This is a genomic window from Pseudomonas sp. (assembly GCF_030684895.1).
GTDB lineage: Bacteria > Pseudomonadota > Gammaproteobacteria > Pseudomonadales > Pseudomonadaceae > Aquipseudomonas.
Window position 1 is genome coordinate 185,138 of the sequence record NZ_JAUXXP010000090.1, and the last position, 16,743, is coordinate 201,880.

Below are 16,743 nucleotides of genomic sequence, written 5' to 3' on the forward strand. Positions count from 1 at the left end.
AGAAACAGCCACCTATATCAAAACTTAAAGGCTCCGCTAGAATAAAATCCGCCCACTTAAAAACCATTGAAAACACCCCATTAACGCTCGGGGTTTATGAGCAGCAATAACCATGAAAATAAATTCCTTATGGATTGATGGCTATAAAAATCTTAGGAACTCACACATTGAGTTTTTAGATAGCGAAATACCAACGGCAATAATAGGAAATAACGGGACAGGAAAATCCAACTTAATAGAAGCACTATTAAGCATATTTCTCAGCATATATTATGAGGAAGAGCCAGAATTTAATTTTAGAATAGCGTACGAGGCGCATGGAAAAAAAGTCACCATAGCGAATCTTATTAAAAACGGATCGTTTACTGTCACTGTAGACAACACTGCGTGGACTCGGACCGCATTCAGAAAGAGAATTCATAAATCGAACTTAATGCCACCATTCCCCGCAATGATTTTCGGGTACTACTCTGGCACCTGCGAAAGGCTCAGAAAACAGTTCCAACGTTATAGACGAACCTACGCTGCAAAAATTAAAAACCAGTCTGACGACTTAGATAAGTTCTTTAATTTTTCCGACATTGATCAGGCAAAATTTATTCTTCTTGCAGTGCTTGCCGACAGGAAGAATTCATTACTTAACGACCTTTCCATCTCCTCACTTGATCGATTATCAATTACAATACGACCAAGCAATAGTTACGACCCCAACCATGACGAACCAAAATTCTGGGGCACCCAGGGTACGATTCTAAAATTCCTCGCAGACTTAGATAACTGGGCAATTGATAGTATTAGTTCACGACTAGACTCTGAGGAAGAAACCTCAAACCTTGAATACAAACGCAAGTACGTAATAAACCAGAGCGGACTTGAGAGGTTTGGCAATTCATCGACTAGCACGCGAGGCGCTAATATAGCCAGCATGCTGGAAGCACTAAAATCAAAATCAATGCTCGTTGATATTGACTACACGCTAACGCACATAGATGGAATCTCAACTTTCAACTTTGAAGAGCTGAGCGAAGGAGAAAAGCAACTAATCTCCGTTATCGGCGGGCTACATATCACCGATAAAGATGAGTGTTTGGTCTTGCTAGACGAGCCCGACACCCACTTAAACCCGGCATGGACATGGCGATATAGCACCCTTTTAAGAAATGCCCTAGGTCATGAAAAATCAAAATCATCCACAGTAATCATTGCAACGCATAATCCAATTTTAATTTCAGGCCTGACTAGAAACCAAGTATTAATAGCACACAACATCAACGACCGATTATCATACGAGCACCCTCACCGCGACCCACGAGGACAGGGAGTTGCAAACGTATTAACAAGCGAGTTTTTCGGCTTACCATCTAGTCTTGACGAGTACACTCAGAACATAATTGATGAGCGATTAGTTCTAGCGTACAAGAAAGACAAGCTTACGATAGACGAAGTCTCCCGACTGAAAGAAATCAACTCATACCTTGACGTACTTGGACTTACAATCTCATTTCGAGATAGCAACTATAAAGAATTTGAAGAGTCCATTTACAAAAAACGGAACCTAGAATGAGGCATATTGACATAGCCGCCGTTATCGCCGGAGCCCCCAAAGAAATTCTGGCCCTATTAAAACGTGCCGACACCTCAATCCAGTCGTTATCAGACGAAAAGAAAATCACTCGATCAAAAAATGGCAATAGCAAGTGGTCAAAAATAAAAGCTCATTTAGAGGAGGCCAGCAATAGAAAATGCTGGTATACCGAATCAAAAAATCCCGGCTGCCTAAATGATGTAGAACACTACAGGCCCAAAGGCAGAGTGGAGGACAAAAATGGTTCACTAATCCATTGGTATTGGTTTTTAGCATTCAAGCCGTCAAACTATCGATTAAGCTGCACCATTCCAAACCGACCTAATATAAATTCGTTACACGCAGGAAAGGCTGGAGGAAAAGGTGATCAGTTTCCGTTACTAGCAAACTCCAATCATGCAACTGACATTGGGGGACTCGTTAATGAAAAGCCAGTAATTCTTGATCCATGTAATCAGGGCGACACGCTCTTGCTCGCCTTCTCTCCTGATGGAAGACCTGTGGTATCCCCTTTATTCGCAGGGGATGCTATCGCCTCACTTCGAGTTGAGAAGAGTAATTTACTGCTTAATCTTGACTACCCAACATTCAATGTTGATCGAGAACGAATCTATAACCGGGTAGTTGAGCTTATTGATCGCGGCGACAGATACAACCTTGAAGGTTCAAACGCACTGCATGACGTAATACATGACTTGTGCTTGCTAATGAGTGCTGATGCTGAATATAGCAAAGCGGCAGAGTGCTATATAAGATGCTTCAGAGATCGGGACTGGGTTGAAAACATATTTACAGGGATATAGAGAGCCTTAATGCAAACCCGCCAATTCCCCCTGAACGAAAAATAAGATAATCCTCTGAGTAAAGATTTTTTGGGGCTGGCTAGACCCTATTTCTGTACCTGTCATGCTGTCAATTTATATAAGGCGACTAGGGACAAGGACAGTAGGCCAATAGGGATCAAATCGCAGGCAATAAAATACCCCTAAGCAAACTCAACGCCGAAGCATATCAACCGACAGGGGCCGTGTTGCTACCAATTGCAGGCAACTGCGCCATTGCGTCAACCGCCGTCTGGCGTCAAAAGCTGGCCAACCTTACTCGCACCACGCCGACATTCAGCTCTACGCCGCAACTCAGTGCACATCCACATGGATGCATCGTGCATGTCCCTTTTTAGCGCCTCAAGCTCTTCAGCCATCAACGATCTGGGTTGGTCGTTCGAGGCTGGATCGCTCCACCAATTTAGCCAGTATCCGGGCGTCCAAGAGCGCGTGGTGAGGTGGCTCCTCACACTCGGCGGTGACCTCGATGTTACTGCTGACTCTCCCCGCCTCTACTCCTTCTGGTAACCCGCCCTGGCCTACCAGCCACAAAAGCAAAGGCCAATCCCAATCAGGCGCATCACTGATGATCTCCACCGGAACGAGCCGAAGGAGGAAACCAAGCAGCTCTATTCGTGCCTGCTTTATCGTGCGCCCATAGGCCACCGGATCCAACTGTGGCAGCACAATCTCCCGAACGAAATCAGAGCAGCCGCCCTCTTCCCAGCAATCGATCAGCTCGACATAAAACTCCGGGCCACCAGGTACGACTAGAGCGAGGCTGATTAGCTTGCAGGTATAGCGGTTCAAGCTGGTGAATTCGGCATCGAGATAGACGCGGCGCATTTAGATTTCCTCGTCGCGTCCCAGGATCCAGTCAGTCATGGTCGGGGACGATCAACAATGCGACTCCCTATTACCTCGTAAGACTCATGGCAAAAATTGCAAATGCAATAGGCGTCAGCGTTAGATTTGTCACATCGACCGACCATGGTCCTGAGCCGGGGTGGCAATCTGCTTGTCGACTACATCGGCCATCGCATGGCCGAGTGCCTTGGAAACTCCACCGGCCATTTCAGCCAGCACGTCGACAATTCGGATCTGCTCGCGGGGATCGCTCGGAGAAATAACCTTTGCGACTGCGGCAGGGCTGGATAGCACTGCCTGCAGCGCGTCGAGATCGTTTTCATTCAGGTCGAGATTAAGGGTGATTTTCCGAGTCATAGCGCAACACTCTCCTTGATAATCTTTTCGCGGCTGGTTCTAGTATTCATGTGAAGTTCGCAGCGAGTGCGGTGCCAGCCGGCCGACCGGCCATTTCTCATCCCCTCGTAACGCAGCTCGCCGAGATCACCGCAGATCTCACAGACCTGCAATGAACGCTGCTCGATCTCACGCAGCGCGGAGCGCTGATCGGACGTGCTAAGTACTAGCTCAACTCTTAAACTGCCAGCGTCCTCACGGATCGCCGCGATCTCGCTGTTCCCGATAATATCCATGGCCTCGCGGACGAGAGACAGCCAGCCTCCTCCGGCATATAGACGGGCATCGGCAGCCAGTTTGGCTGCCGGTAAATCTCCGGCACTGATATACAAATGGGTCATCACATTGACCTCCCCAGCTCTCTCATCTCGCCGATTCCCTCTGCGCGGCAGGCTGCTGAGCGGCTACCGGCAGTGGATTTTCTCTTGTTGATTCCGTGCACCAGCTTGCTCTATTGGCGCTGAGGGACAGGATGGCCCTCGGCGAGCCCCCGGCAGGGCGGGTTCGGGCAGAGCCCGCTATTCAAAGCCCCAATCGTGCTCATCGTATTTGGATACCGATGCGCCAGCTCCAAACCCATAGCTGCTCCCAATCCCCCTAAGCTCTCGGGTAGCCTGAACAGAAACCAGTAACCCTCCAGCTCCAGACCTACGCTGTTTCGCATGCCCGTAGCGCTTCCGACTCCTCCTCGACACCTGCCCGAGTGCAAGGCTGACCTGATCTGGTTCTGCCTCACCTTTTAGATCCGCGCTGAATTGGTGTCGAAGACTGTAAGCGCTAATACCGGACAATCCTGCTCGTTTCGCCGCACGACTCAGCCGCTTTTCAAATGCCCGGTTCTGGCCAGCGTCCTGGATAACCATTTCGTCACCCTCCGAAGAAATTTTCTTCAGGAGTAACTCGTTAATTTCTTCTCCCAGAATTGCCTTCGCATTTATGAGCAATATCCGCTCTGGCTGCCCTGCACCCGTTAAATCGGAAACCTTGGCGCCCTGGATAGTAAATTCAACTGATGCCCCAACCCTCCGCACATGAACGCCCTTTCGAAGCTCAGCAGGCCGACATCCAGTTAGAATCAAAACAGCTGCTGCCAGCCGATCTGCCGACTTAAGTCTGGCCAAAAGCAAGACTCGCCAATCAGTTGGCAACCCACACAAGCTCGCTCGTTTTGACTGCCTCTTCCCATGATTCAAGCTTGCCGGCTGATAAATAGGTTGCGGTGCTTCGAGCTGCTGGGAATAGAGAGCCATCGTCTGACGCAATACCCGTCGTTTATCGCGATCAAGCTCACGGTCGATTTCGCTCAACACACCCAGTAAGCGGTGCGCCATACCTCTTCGCCATGCATAACGCGCGACTACTGCGGTCCGTCGACCAAGCTGCTGGCTCATCGAATATTCATGCCAATGCATTTCCCCCATTCGTGCGGCTACCCTGGAGTATTCAGCAATGGTCGACTCTTTCAGGGGCCGATCCACGATAGCCCGAGCCAACCTCCTCAGATCGCCTTTATCCGATGTTCCCGGTTTACGCATAAAGCCCCTCCAGAGGTATCCCCCACCCATGCCGTGTCGAGGCGCTCGCTACGTGTCCTTCGTCCACTCCACTCGCGTCGGCTACGCCGATAAACCTCGAAACGGCCTTATTTTCGACCGCAATTTGCGTTCGAAAATAGCAGTTACACCAGCCTCAAATAATCGAGTTTCACAACAGTATCCCGCTCGCCGCTGGGCATCTCCCGGGGCCAATGAATTGGCCCCGGGAGTGCTTCAAGGGTATTTCCCGACGCCCCGCATCAAGGGGCCGTGTCCTCGCAAGCTGCGGGCCGCACCACTCCCCTTGACCCGGGCCGACGGCAAGAATGAGCAACCCAGTCTGCGAAACCTCATCTGTCATAAAACGGCAGCAGGAAGCATTCATAAGCGTTAAATCGCGTTCAATTGCATATCGGGGCATTTTTTCGCATAGAAATGCATAGAAATACATTCCGCGGCCAGATCAGTAGAAATTTCTCATAACTAGATACAGCTATGCATCTGACGATCGCTTTATACACCCACCCATCGTGTTTATACCCACTATAGATAATCCCGGAAAAATACTGGTTGGTTTCTCATCAGCATTTTATGCAACGACTCAGGCAGCTCGTACTTCGAGAAAACTCTATAACCCTCCTCACGACTGTAGAAGATATGCATCCCCTCCAACTGCCCAGCAGAAACACCACCAACTTTATGCGCAGCATTGGGCAAGTCATTAAAAATCAACTTACCATCAATGTAGAGCGAATTTGCAAAAAATTCTGCGTTGCCGCTTTTGTATTTTGTCACTTGGTAGTGATAGACCTTCCCTGGCAGATTATTTAGTGGCGGCACATGCTCATTAAAGTATGACGTAGCCTCCTCGCCCCACTTTTCAGGCCACTTTTCATAGGACGTCTTTCCACACCCAAACAACAAAGCACCGCATACCAAAACTGCGACGATCATGACTTTTTGCATCACGCTCTCCTCATCAGCGCCCCAGCACGGCAAGAAATCCGTACCGACGAAGAAAATATACTCTTTTGAGTATAGAACATTAAAGCCCCAAAGGGCTTCATCGTTCCTTTTGCGAGCGTGCGAAATGGAACTGAAACAAGCCATAGGCCAAGCATTCAAGGAGTTGAGGGTCAGCAGAGGTCTGCCTCAAGAGGTTGCAGGGGCCAGCCAGAGCTACATCAGCGATGTGGAGCGTGGGCTCAAAAGCCCCACGCTCGAGAAATTCAACGAGCTAGCCACCAACATCGGCGTCCACCCCCTCATCATTCTCGCCAAGGGCTACATATTGGCTGGTGCCCCTGAAACCACCGAAGAGCTCCTAACCTTGTTAAAAAACGAACTCTTAGACCTAGAGGATAATTAGTCATACCTTTTCCACAGCAGCAGCCTGCCAATTACAAGAAAAGCTTTTTACATACTCGGAAAAACTAAAAGCAAAGCTACTAGCAGACGACCCTGCCCCTCTGAAACATAAGCCAGCCGCGGCCTGTGAGCGATATCACGCTGTTTTTCCGTGAGTGATGTCACGTGGATGCGTGAGCGGTGTCACGTGGATGCGTGAGTGATGTCACGTGGATAAAGCTGCGCACCAGAAAACCCGGGGCCTCGGGGGGCGTGAGCGATGTCACGTGGATAACCCCACCCCCCGCCTGCTTTTCCACAGTGTATTTAGAGACAACCAATGGCTCGTTGCTGCACTACCGGGCGAGCCCCGGCTTTAAGCACGAGATAATCCGGGCTTTCGTCAATGTAATTCCTCGCATCAGGGTAATAGAGCAGGACTCCTCTTAACTGTTTGAGAAAATTTGCTTTGAAGCTTCGAATACCCTGCGGCGTATCTTCATAGCCACCCCCAAGCTGACACTTCAAACCAACCCAAGGAATCTTTGCTTCCTTATGCCTTCCTGATCTCGCAGCCACGTTTAGCGTAAACATTCGGTAAACGAGCCACGTATATATATCCATAGCCATAGGCGACTTACGTAGCGCCTGGAGAGCTTCCAACTTAAGTGGTACGGGCGCCTTTGTAATTGCATTATAGAAATCAGAACCAAGCGTCAATGTACTATTCCACAGGCATTCTTCATCAGGCTGCCTTGGACTCCAAAATACAAAGCCGCTTTTTGCTATTTTAATGTTTTCAAAAGCCAAAGCCCCAGCATTAGAAACCTCGATACTTAGCTGCGACCTTATAAGAGCCAACGTTTGCGCATGCAGGGTTTTAATATATTTTCCATCACTAGGCAGCTGAAGCTTTTTAAGAAACTCATTCTGATTCCGCCCCAAATTTAACTCTGGCGAGTGTGTGCGGCATGCTTCTGTGCACATCCACGCCAGCAGTAATCTTGGCATCATCCCGTAAGGCATCCCAAATTTTGGATGCGCCATTATCGACAGCGTGAGTTTTGAAGTTCCTCGCTCAAAATACGTACACTTTGGATCTTTGTGCGGCAAAGTAGCCTGTGCCAAGAAATGAGGTAGATATCCTGTTGCTCCAGAACCCTTAGCATCTTCAAACTCCAGAGCAATTGCTTCATCGATAAGACTCCGTTGGCGCTTACTGAGCATAGGCACCTCGCTGAGCAATTTGCTCAGATTTCCGGGGTCGACCAGGTTTCCGTTTAATAGCAGGGCCAGTAGGAGCAATAACGTCAAGCCGGACAACATGCTGCTGAAGCCACCGGTCAACATCTTCTCGACGCCACAGCAGTCGGCCCGCCCCTGGGATGCGGCAGACAGGAGGTAGTTTGTAGGGGTGCTTGGAATGCTGGTTTTTGATAGTGCCTGGGGCACGGTCAAGGATCAGAGCGAGATCATCAACAGTAAGTAGTTTTTCGAGAGACACAACAACATCCTCCCCCAACCGTAAGGTCAGGATTGGATGGGTTCGCGGCAGCACCGATGATTGACCGTCTGTGGCTTCTGGCTCAGCACATCAGACGGGATCCATTCGGATGCGGGGTTGTGCCCTCATCTGCTTCTCGCTCTCCTCCGCGCTCCACTGATTGGAATCCAGCCCCATCAAAGCTGGCAGCATCGCGTCGTCAGGCGACCACCTCATAAGAGGTATCCTTTCTTCCACCCGCACTACATCCGCTTTTTGCGTGGGTGGCACTGGACCGAGGCACCCTGCGACTCATCATCAATACCCCGCAGGCCAACTACCGAGCATCTAGAGACCAGGGCCATTTTCGGACCCCGCCAGTTCGATTGCCTCTAGCTTAATCATCGGCGGTAATTACCTCAACCACTTGGCACACTTTTGTCACACTGAGCCGGTGAATCATGATGATTCAGCGTGACCGCCGGTTATCGCCAAGGCCTGCTAAACCCAGATAAACAAAGGGCTAAAGGCCTAACAGGCTGTGTTTTCAGGCATCATGAGGACGCTAAATTTTGCAGTTGCACTGCAAAGGCCCGACGGGGAAGGTTTCGCGGATCAGGGTCGGGGTTGCGGTAGAACTCATGGATATTCCTCAGCGCGGTAATCGCTGGGCAGTTTACCCGTCCATTTCTTGAACGCACGGCGAAAATTCGACGGGTCGCTGAAGCCCAGCAGGTAGGCGATTTCATACAGCGGCAGGTGGGTGGTGGTGAGGTATTGCAGGGCCAGGCTCTTGCGCACTTCATCAAGCACCTGCTGATAACTGGTACCCATGTTCGACAGATGCCGGCGCAGGCTGCGGCCGCTGGTGTGCAGGGCGGCAGCGGCGCTGGCCAGGTCGGGAAAGTCGCCGGGGCGCGCCAATAGCAGGCGGCGCACGCGGGTCAGCAGGCCGTCTTGCACATCCAGGCTGGCCAGCAGGGCTTCGCATTGCTGCTCGCACATTTGCACCGTGGCCGGGTTGGCCAGCGCCATCGGCCGGTCCAGATAGGTGATCGGCATACTCAGGCGGTGATAGGGCTGATCAAACGCCACCGCTACGCCAAACAGCCGCTCGTAGCGCTCGGCGTAATGCGGCGCAGCATGGGCAAAGCCCACCTCCACCGCCTGCAAGCGCTCCCCCACCAGAAACCGCGCGATGGTGTAGAGACTGGTCAGCAAACCTTCTGCGGCAAAGCGGCTGAGCGGGCCCAGCGGCATGGTTTCACTGGCGCGCAGTTCGATCCGGGTGCCCAGCTCGACCATTTCCAGCTCATAGGTCAGGCCCAGCACCCGGTAGTACTTGAGGGCAAACTGCATGGCCTTGCCGAGGTTGGCGCTGGACAGCACCGCATAGCCGAGGATGCCGTGGGTCGAGACATTCAGCCGCTGCCCGAGCAGCAGGCCCAACGCCGGCTCATCACACAAACGCAAGGCGTTGCTGGTGAGTTGGGTAAAGTCGATAAAGGACAACCGCCCCTGCGGATTGCCCAGCACTTCGGGGCGTACCCGCGCCTCGGCAAACAGCTGCGCACGAGGCACACCCAGTTCCTCGACCAAATCGAGCAAGGCGGCAGCGTAGGCAACGGGAACCAGTTCGGCGGAGAAATTCAATGATGGCTTCATGGGCTTCTTATTATCTGGCCAGATATGACCACTGGCAGCGACGATAACCTTGTTCGACAAAACCCGACAAGGGCATCACTGCAGCATGGGCCATGGCCGGCAAACCAACCGAGTTCGCGCAAAGGCTTACCCATACTCAGGACTTGATCGGTCGCTCACCACAACCGAAGGTTGGGCGCATGCATGCTATTGCTGCAGCAAATACTCTTCGTCACGCTGAAAACGCTCTAGTACGGGCACTCGCAACAAGCACCACAGCGCTAATAGGTTCCAGAGGTTGGCACAAGCGTACAACATTGGCCACAAATGACCGAAACATTGGCTGTTGTGAACCTTTGCCGAAGCGCTTGGCGAATCCATAGTGAAACCACGCTTTAGTCACAGACTCAGGGAGTCAGCATGGTCAGCACTACCCCGGAAGGTTTGCAGATTCGTCCACGGCATATGGATTTCGATTTCCCTAATCCCCTGCCGCGTCACTGGCACAGCGGCGATGCCTTCAAAAGCCATTTGTTCGATGCCATGTCGGTGCTGTTCCCCGACGGCGAACGCTTCTTTATCGATTCGGTGCGGCACTTCCGCGACCAGATCGACGACCCGGTGCTGAAAGAGCAGATCCGTGGCTTTATCGGCCAGGAAGGCCACCACAGCCGCGAGCATCTGGAATACAGCAATCGCCTGCGCGACCTGGGTTACAACATCACCCGTATCGAGAAACGCGCCCAGGCGCGGATTCGCTACACCCAGAAGAAGTTCTCGCCGCAGCGCCAGTTAGCAGCCACTGCGGCACTGGAACATATCACCGCGATCATGGCCGACGGCCTGCTCAAAGACCCGAAACACCTGGCAGGCGCCCACCCGACTATGGTGCGCCTGTGGCGCTGGCACGCGCTGGAGGAAACCGAGCACAAGGCGGTGGCCTTCGACGTGTACAACCAGGTGTGCGGCAGCCGCAAACTGCTGCGCCGGGCGATGATCATGGGCACCTTCTTCTTCGTCCTCGACACCACCCGTGGCCTGGCACACATGCTCAAACAGGACGGCCTGCTGTGGAACTGGCGCGTATGGCGCGACGGCATCCGATGGATGTGGGGCAAAGAAGGCGTATTCCGCCCGCTGATCAGCACCTACCGCGACTTCTTCAAGCCCAACTTCCACCCTTGGGAGCATAACAACCTGGAGTTGCTCTACCAGACCCGCAGTGAGTTCGATCTGCCTGCACAAAGCCAGGCGGCCTAAGCCGGACGCTGCAGCCAAACAACAAGGGAGCCAGATGGCTCCCTTTTTAGTGTGCGTCAGCATTTCTGTAGCCCGGATGTAATCCGGGGAAATTTCCCGTCAATCAATCCGCTCCTGGATTGCATCCGGGCTACGCCCCGCTCCTCCTGAAGCTGCGGGCCACGGCGCAACCGCAGCCCGCATATCCAAAAATCACCCCTGGAGAAAACGCAGGGTATCGGCCGCGCTTTGCTGCGGGATTTCTTCCATCGGAATATGCCCAACGCCCGGGTAGGTTTTTACCTGAATCCCCGGCAAGTCATGCTGCCACAGCGGCACATGCTTGGGTGAAATCCAGCGATCACGCTCGCCCCACAGCAGCAGCGTCGGCGCCTGAATCTGTGCGACCCGCGCCGAAGTGCCGTGCAGCTCTTCCTTATTGACCTTGAGCAGCACGCGGAAGATATCCATCATCGCCCGGCGATTGCCCGGCCGCCGCGTCAGGTCGTTGTAACGGTCCACCACGCCAGGCTTGATCCGTGCTGGTTCGCCATAGACTTCTTTGATGCCCTGGGCGATCAACGCGCGCGGCATCCATAGCGGCATGGCCACGGTGGCGCCCGGCAAGGCTGCAGCGGCAATCATCCACGGCACCTTGTGCATGTGATAGCCAGCCGGGTCGATCAGCACCAGTTTTTCCACCCGCTGCGGCTGCGCCAGGGCGAAGTTCCAGGCGATATAGCCGCCCAGCGAGTTGCCGACAATCGAGGCCTTGTTTACGCCGAGGTAGTCGAGCAACAGACCGAACACCTTGATCATCCGCTCAGCGGAATACACGCCATCGCGGGCCGGGCCGGTGAGACCGAAACCCGGCACATCAAAACGAATCACCCGGTAATCGGCGGAAAAGGCTGGCAACCAGTCATCCCAGGTGTGCAGCGAGGCCACCACGCCGTGGATCAATACCAGCACCGGTTTGTCGCGGCTTCCCTCATCGCGGTAATGCAGGTTGAAACCGTCGAGTTCGATATAGCGCGAGCCATTGGCGGCATTGCCATAGCGCGCTTTAAGACGCTCCAGCGGCAGGGCACCGAAGCCCAGACGGGCAAAACCGGCCGCCAGCGGCGGCGTCAGCGGGAGACTGGAAGCAGACATGCAGGCACCTCTAGATTGTTGTTATGGGAAAGACGCATCCGGTCTATCAGAGCATGTCCACTTAAACCTGACGCCTAACCTAGGTTGAGCTGGGCGCAGGACACAGCGAGGCGATCAGCAGCTCACTGAGCACGCGCTTGGCCTGTTCGATTTCCGCACGGCTGGCGGCGCGGCCAAGCAGTTCCAGCGAGGCCGCTTCCATGGCCCAGATCAGCGCACGATAGGTCAGCGGCTCGGCGGCCTGGGTCGCGCCATGCAGACGTTCGGCCAGCAACCGCGCCATCTCGGTATGCGCCCGCTGCCGGTGTGCGGCCAGCGGAGAATCGGCGCGCAGAGCCTCTTCCTGCATCAGGCGGATAATCGGCCCGACGGCCAGGTGATAGTCGAAGTAGCGCCCGACCATGCCCTGTAACCAGGCCTGTGGACTGCCGGCGATGCTCTGCATTTCACTGAAGCGCGACAGCAGCAGGGACACCGCCGTCTGGTAGATGCCTTCGAGCACCTGCATCTTGTTCTCGAAGTACTTGTAGAAAGTGCGCCGCGACACATTGGCCGCCGCCAGCAGGTCGTTCACCGTGGTGTCGGCCAATCCCTTGCGGGCGAATACCGGAATCGCCGCCAGCTGGATATTGGTGCGCTGTAAATGGCCAATCAGCGGTCCGTCACCGTCCTGTTCCTGCTGCTGGGCCACGGCACCGTAACCGCCGAGGTCTTCAAATACCGCGCGAACGGCACCCAGTTCTGCCAAAGCCTGTTGCATCGCACACGTCCCAACCAAGGCGCGGGTGACGCAGCAGAGCAAGCTGGTTACTCTGCAGTTGATTACTCAGAACGCCATCGCCGCAGGATTATTGTTGTGCTGAACACGCTAACACGCCGCCGTTACCTACCGCTGGCCATCCTTTTGCTGGTTCTGCTGTCGCCTGTGCAGGCCGCCGAGCTGTTCTATCTCGGGCAGAAGATTCCTGATATCCACAAGCCCTGGAACAGTGCCGACTACCAGCAACTGCTGGAGGCGCTGAACAAGGTCGACAGCACCCAGCTCAACGCCCTGCCTCGGCGCAGCGGCGAATTCACCGGGCCGATCTACCAACGCATGGTCAGCGAGGAGAATTTTCGGCCGCAACTGAATATCTACGCGCCACTGGAGCTGCGGCAGAACGAAGCCCGCGAAGCGCTGTTCCGCCTCAAGGAGCTGATGCGTTTGTATTTCGACTTCCGGGCCGTGCAACAACCCTATGCCGCCGAGGCGCTGGGGCTGATGAGTTATTCACTGCGCCAGCAGGCCGTGCTGTTTACCTTAACCACCGAATTCTGGATGACCCTCTCGGCAACCGAGCAGAGCAACCCGGTGCGACTGCAAGGCCTGCATGAGACCAAGGCGGCAGCGGCCATGCTCACCTCCAGCGCACTGGATTACCTGGGCCTGACCAAACAGTTTGGCCGTGAAGAGCTGGTGCTCTACAGCGCCGAGCTGAGCAAGCAACTGCCAGAGCTGTTTATTCATTTGAGTGGGGAGGTGCGCGAAACGCTGCTGCAACGCGTCGAACAGCTGGCGCAGCAGCATGCCTATGCAGAAGTGCAGCAGAACATGCGCGAGCTGCAGCCAGTGCTGCTGAGCATCCAACAGGATGTGCAGGCAAAACTTGCTGAAGCTGCGGCGCAACCGCGCAAGACGCCTACGCGCAGCCTTGATCTGTCGGTTCCGGCTGAATCAGCGCAGTAGACCGAGGCTCTTGGCTCGCGCCACCGCCTGGGTACGCCGCTCCACACCAAGCTTGCTGTTGATATGACGGGCGTGGGTTTTCACCGTGTGCAGGGAGATAAACAGGCTGTCGCTGATCTCCTGATTCGAGCAGCCCTGGGCGATCAGTTGCAGCACCGACAGCTCGCGCGAACTGAGGGCATCAACCACGCCGGCATAGTCGTCCTGGCCAACTGCCTGCGCTGACTGCGGCAGGTGCTGCCGCAAGGCTTCAATCAAAGGGCTCGCGTCCTGCCCCAGCAACTGCTCGCGCAGCCACTCGGGTTGCTGACTCAGCAGCCCATGGAACGGCAACAACCCACCACCAGCGGCGGCCTGCAAGGCGCTGCGCAACTGTTGCTGCGCCTCACGCTCACGTCCGCTATCACGCAGCAAGGCGGTCAGCTGCATCTGCGCAATCGCCCCCAGCAACTGGCCGCCAGCGTTCTGCGCCAGCTGACTCAGCCCGCGCAAACGCCGCTCAGCTTGCTCATCCTCGCCCTGCAAACGCTCGTAAGTGGCCAGGTGCAATTGGATATGCAGCGGCAATTGCGGATGGAACTCCGGGGCCGCAGCCGCCTGCTCGCCGCCATAGGCATCCAGCAGCCGGCTCAGCCAGACGCCCGCCAGCTCGGTCTGCCCCTGACGCAGCCACAGCTCACATTTGGTCAGGGTGATCATCGCCAGGTAATAGATCGCTGGAATGTCCCAGATATGCATCAGCCGCTCGGCTTCGGCCAACTGGGCAAAGGCTTCTGGCAGGTTGCCGCTGCGCCCTTCCAGGCTGGCCAGTACGCAGTAACCGATCAGCACGCTGATATCACGGCAACCACGCGCCTCGGCAATCCCGGCCAACAGGCGCTGGCGGGCCTGTTGCGGCTGCAAGCGCAGACTCAGCAGATAACCTTCGTAGAGTGTCAGCCGTCCGCGTGCAGCGTACTGCCGCTGGGCCGGCAGATTGGCCAGACGCTGCTGGCCCTGATGCACTTCGTCCAGCGCGCGCAGCACTTCACCACGGGCCTGCAGCACGCGCGCACGATCGTAATGAGCTAGGGCCTCGAACAGCGGATTGCCGACCCGCTGCGCCAGTTCCAGAGCTTCCCGATTCAGTCCGCGAGCACGCCAAAGATCACCATGGACGATGGCCAAGTTGGCCAGGCTAGAGAGACACATCAGACGCTGCCCGTAGCGATCCAGCGGCAGACAACTCAGTGCCTCACTGCAATAGGCCTGGGCCTTGGCACTGTCACCACGGCCCCGGGCAATCACCCCACTCAGGGCCAGCCACTGGGCAAGCAGGCCTTCCTGCTCACTGCGATCGCGCGCAGGGAGAAAGCGCCCCAGCTCAGCCAACAGCTCTTCGGCGGCATCCAGCTGGCAGGCCAGCGCCAGCGCCCAGCCATACAGCAGAATCAGGCGCGGCGTGCTGGTCAGCAGGCTGTCTGGCAAGTCCATCTTCCAGCGCAGCAAGGTCGCGACGTTCTGCTCGGCCAGCAGTTGTTCCTCGGAGAGGTTCTGTACCAGGTTGGCTGCCACGTCCGGTTGACCGGCGCGCAACGCTTGCTCGATGGCTTCATCCAGCATTCCCTCGGCACTGAACCAGCGGCATGCGCGCAAGTGCAGGCCTGAAGTTGGCTGCGGACGGCTGCGCAGCAGATCGGAAAACAGGTGGTGATAGCGAAACCATTTCCCCTGTTCGTCCAGTGGCACCAGAAATACCTGGTGCGCCTGCAGGTGACGGAGAATCGCGGCGCTGTCATGGGCATCACGCAAGGCGTCGCACAGCTCGGCGCAGAAGCGATCCTGGCAAGCGGTCTCGTAGAGAAACGCCTGCAACTCGGCCGGCTGGCGCTCGATCACCTCTTCCAGCAGATAGTCATGGATCAGGCCGTCACTGCCCTTAGCCAGCGCCGGCAGTGCCGTTGATTCCTGCGCTTCACTGGCAGCCAGCGACCACAAACGCAAACCCGCTACCCAGCCTTCGCTGCGCTGCAACAAGACAGCCAGCGCTTCAGCCGACAGCACGCTGCCCTGCAGCGCAAGCAACTCGGTGCTTTCTGCATCGGTCAGGCGCAGATCCTGCTCGTGCAATTCCAGCAACTGACGCGACAGGCGCAGGCGCGCCAGGTGCCAATCGGGGCGCTGCCGGCTGGTGACCAGCATCACCAGGCCGGGCGGCAGGTGGCTTAGAAAGAACTGCAAACAGCGGTCGAGCACCGCGCCCTGGGCCAGGTGGTAGTCATCCAGCACCAGCAGCAACGGCTGCTGCGGATCAAGACGCAGCGTCAGCTCATCGAGCAGACCGTCGAGCCACTCCTCAAAAGCGAAGGGTTGATGCCGTTGGCGCAGACGCAGCAGCCCCAACGCTTCCTGCCCAACGCCGGGAAAAAACTGCTGCAGACCGCTAAGCAAGCGCTCAAGAAAGCGCCCGGGATCACTGTCCCGCGAACTCAAGCCCAGCCATAGGCTTTGCCACTGCTCGGGTAGATGCTCGCAGAACTCGATGGCCAATGAGCTTTTACCGAAGCCCGCCGGCGCGCTCACCAGCAGCAGGCGCCCCGCCAAGCCACCCAGCAGGCGCTCGCATAACCCCGGGCGTGGCACATAACTGGCCGGTAACGGTGGTCGATAGAAATGCCCGCCCAGTACGTTGGGCGCGGCAACCAAGCCAGGAATGCGGGACAGATCAGTCATCAGCCAGTTTCTTGTAGTAGTCAGGCAGAGGCACTACCAATGCCCCGCAGACTAGCCTCTTGATGGGCGCATTTGAAGCCCTTGTGGCCAGTCAGGTAGCAAACGGCAATGATTGTTTATCCTCTATTGAGTATTTTCCGGGTTTTATCACAGGCATAAAAAAATAGCCGGAGCCACTTTTAACCTCGCGTAGCGACGGCCCGAAGGGGAACAACCATGAATACCGGCCA

15 protein-coding genes are annotated in these 16,743 nt (G+C 55.3%); 5 read left to right on the top strand and 10 right to left on the bottom strand.

What is annotated here, in order from left to right:
- The first annotated feature begins 112 nt into the window (after window positions 1-112).
- Together Q8M42_RS20415 and Q8M42_RS20420 are read left to right on the top strand one after the other, a co-directional pair.
- Window positions 113-1,564, top strand: a complete 1,452-nt coding sequence (locus Q8M42_RS20415) for an AAA family ATPase (protein WP_304863137.1) — start codon at window positions 113-115, stop codon at window positions 1,562-1,564.
- Window positions 1,561-2,388 (top strand): hypothetical protein, encoded by an 828-nt coding sequence (locus Q8M42_RS20420; protein WP_304863138.1) that lies wholly within the window; start codon window positions 1,561-1,563, stop codon window positions 2,386-2,388. The genes Q8M42_RS20415 and Q8M42_RS20420 overlap by 4 nt, the downstream gene beginning before the upstream one ends.
- Before the next feature lie 390 nt (window positions 2,389-2,778).
- Here the strand turns inward: Q8M42_RS20420 and Q8M42_RS20425 are convergent, their stop codons facing one another.
- The 5 genes from Q8M42_RS20425 to Q8M42_RS20445 form a co-directional block, all read right to left on the bottom strand.
- Window positions 2,779-3,255: a hypothetical protein gene (locus tag Q8M42_RS20425; RefSeq protein ID WP_304863141.1), complete on the bottom strand. Its 477-nt coding sequence runs from the start codon at window positions 3,253-3,255 to the stop codon at window positions 2,779-2,781.
- Window positions 3,256-3,384: 129 nt separating this feature from the next.
- Window positions 3,385-3,633: a hypothetical protein gene (locus Q8M42_RS20430; RefSeq protein WP_304863143.1), complete on the bottom strand. Its 249-nt coding sequence runs from the start codon at window positions 3,631-3,633 to the stop codon at window positions 3,385-3,387.
- Window positions 3,630-4,013, bottom strand: coding sequence for a hypothetical protein (locus tag Q8M42_RS20435; protein WP_304863145.1), 384 nt, complete (start codon window positions 4,011-4,013; stop codon window positions 3,630-3,632). The genes Q8M42_RS20430 and Q8M42_RS20435 overlap by 4 nt, the downstream gene beginning before the upstream one ends.
- A 177-nt stretch (window positions 4,014-4,190) precedes the next feature.
- The gene (locus Q8M42_RS20440) at window positions 4,191-5,207 is read right to left on the bottom strand and encodes a hypothetical protein (protein WP_304863148.1); all 1,017 of its coding nucleotides are present in this window, start codon (window positions 5,205-5,207) and stop codon (window positions 4,191-4,193) included.
- Window positions 5,208-5,750: 543 nt separating this feature from the next.
- Window positions 5,751-6,173, bottom strand: a complete 423-nt coding sequence (locus tag Q8M42_RS20445) for a hypothetical protein (RefSeq protein ID WP_304863151.1) — start codon at window positions 6,171-6,173, stop codon at window positions 5,751-5,753.
- A gap of 124 nt (window positions 6,174-6,297) precedes the next feature.
- Between Q8M42_RS20445 and Q8M42_RS20450 the strand changes: the two genes are divergently transcribed.
- Window positions 6,298-6,576 carry a helix-turn-helix domain-containing protein gene (locus tag Q8M42_RS20450; protein WP_304863152.1) on the top strand — a complete coding sequence of 93 codons (279 nt, stop codon included), beginning with the start codon at window positions 6,298-6,300 and terminating at the stop codon, window positions 6,574-6,576.
- Window positions 6,577-6,881: 305 nt separating this feature from the next.
- Here the strand turns inward: Q8M42_RS20450 and Q8M42_RS20455 are convergent, their stop codons facing one another.
- A complete protein-coding gene (locus tag Q8M42_RS20455; protein WP_304863154.1) occupies window positions 6,882-7,781 on the bottom strand; it encodes a replication protein RepA in 900 nt (299 codons plus the stop codon).
- Between the two features lie 895 nt (window positions 7,782-8,676).
- Window positions 8,677-9,702, bottom strand: coding sequence for an AraC family transcriptional regulator (locus Q8M42_RS20460; RefSeq protein ID WP_304863156.1), 1,026 nt, complete (start codon window positions 9,700-9,702; stop codon window positions 8,677-8,679).
- A 399-nt stretch (window positions 9,703-10,101) separates the two neighbouring features.
- Here Q8M42_RS20460 and Q8M42_RS20465 point away from each other — a divergent pair, with 399 nt between their 5' ends.
- Window positions 10,102-10,941 (top strand): metal-dependent hydrolase, encoded by an 840-nt coding sequence (locus tag Q8M42_RS20465; protein WP_304863158.1) that lies wholly within the window; start codon window positions 10,102-10,104, stop codon window positions 10,939-10,941.
- 192 nt (window positions 10,942-11,133) lie between these two features.
- Here the strand turns inward: Q8M42_RS20465 and Q8M42_RS20470 are convergent, their stop codons facing one another.
- The gene (locus tag Q8M42_RS20470; protein WP_304863160.1) at window positions 11,134-12,075 is read right to left on the bottom strand and encodes an alpha/beta fold hydrolase; all 942 of its coding nucleotides are present in this window, start codon (window positions 12,073-12,075) and stop codon (window positions 11,134-11,136) included.
- A 79-nt stretch (window positions 12,076-12,154) separates the two neighbouring features.
- On the bottom strand, window positions 12,155-12,835 hold the full coding sequence (locus Q8M42_RS20475) for a TetR/AcrR family transcriptional regulator (RefSeq protein WP_275960844.1): 681 nt from the start codon (window positions 12,833-12,835) through the stop codon (window positions 12,155-12,157).
- Window positions 12,836-12,934: 99 nt separating this feature from the next.
- Between Q8M42_RS20475 and Q8M42_RS20480 the strand changes: the two genes are divergently transcribed.
- Window positions 12,935-13,801 (top strand): hypothetical protein, encoded by an 867-nt coding sequence (locus Q8M42_RS20480; protein WP_304863264.1) that lies wholly within the window; start codon window positions 12,935-12,937, stop codon window positions 13,799-13,801.
- Here Q8M42_RS20480 and Q8M42_RS20485 read toward each other — a convergent pair.
- The gene (locus tag Q8M42_RS20485) at window positions 13,790-16,513 is read right to left on the bottom strand and encodes a LuxR C-terminal-related transcriptional regulator (protein WP_304863161.1); all 2,724 of its coding nucleotides are present in this window, start codon (window positions 16,511-16,513) and stop codon (window positions 13,790-13,792) included. The two genes, Q8M42_RS20480 and Q8M42_RS20485, sit on opposite strands and share 12 nt — an antisense overlap.
- Window positions 16,514-16,743 lie beyond the last annotated feature (230 nt).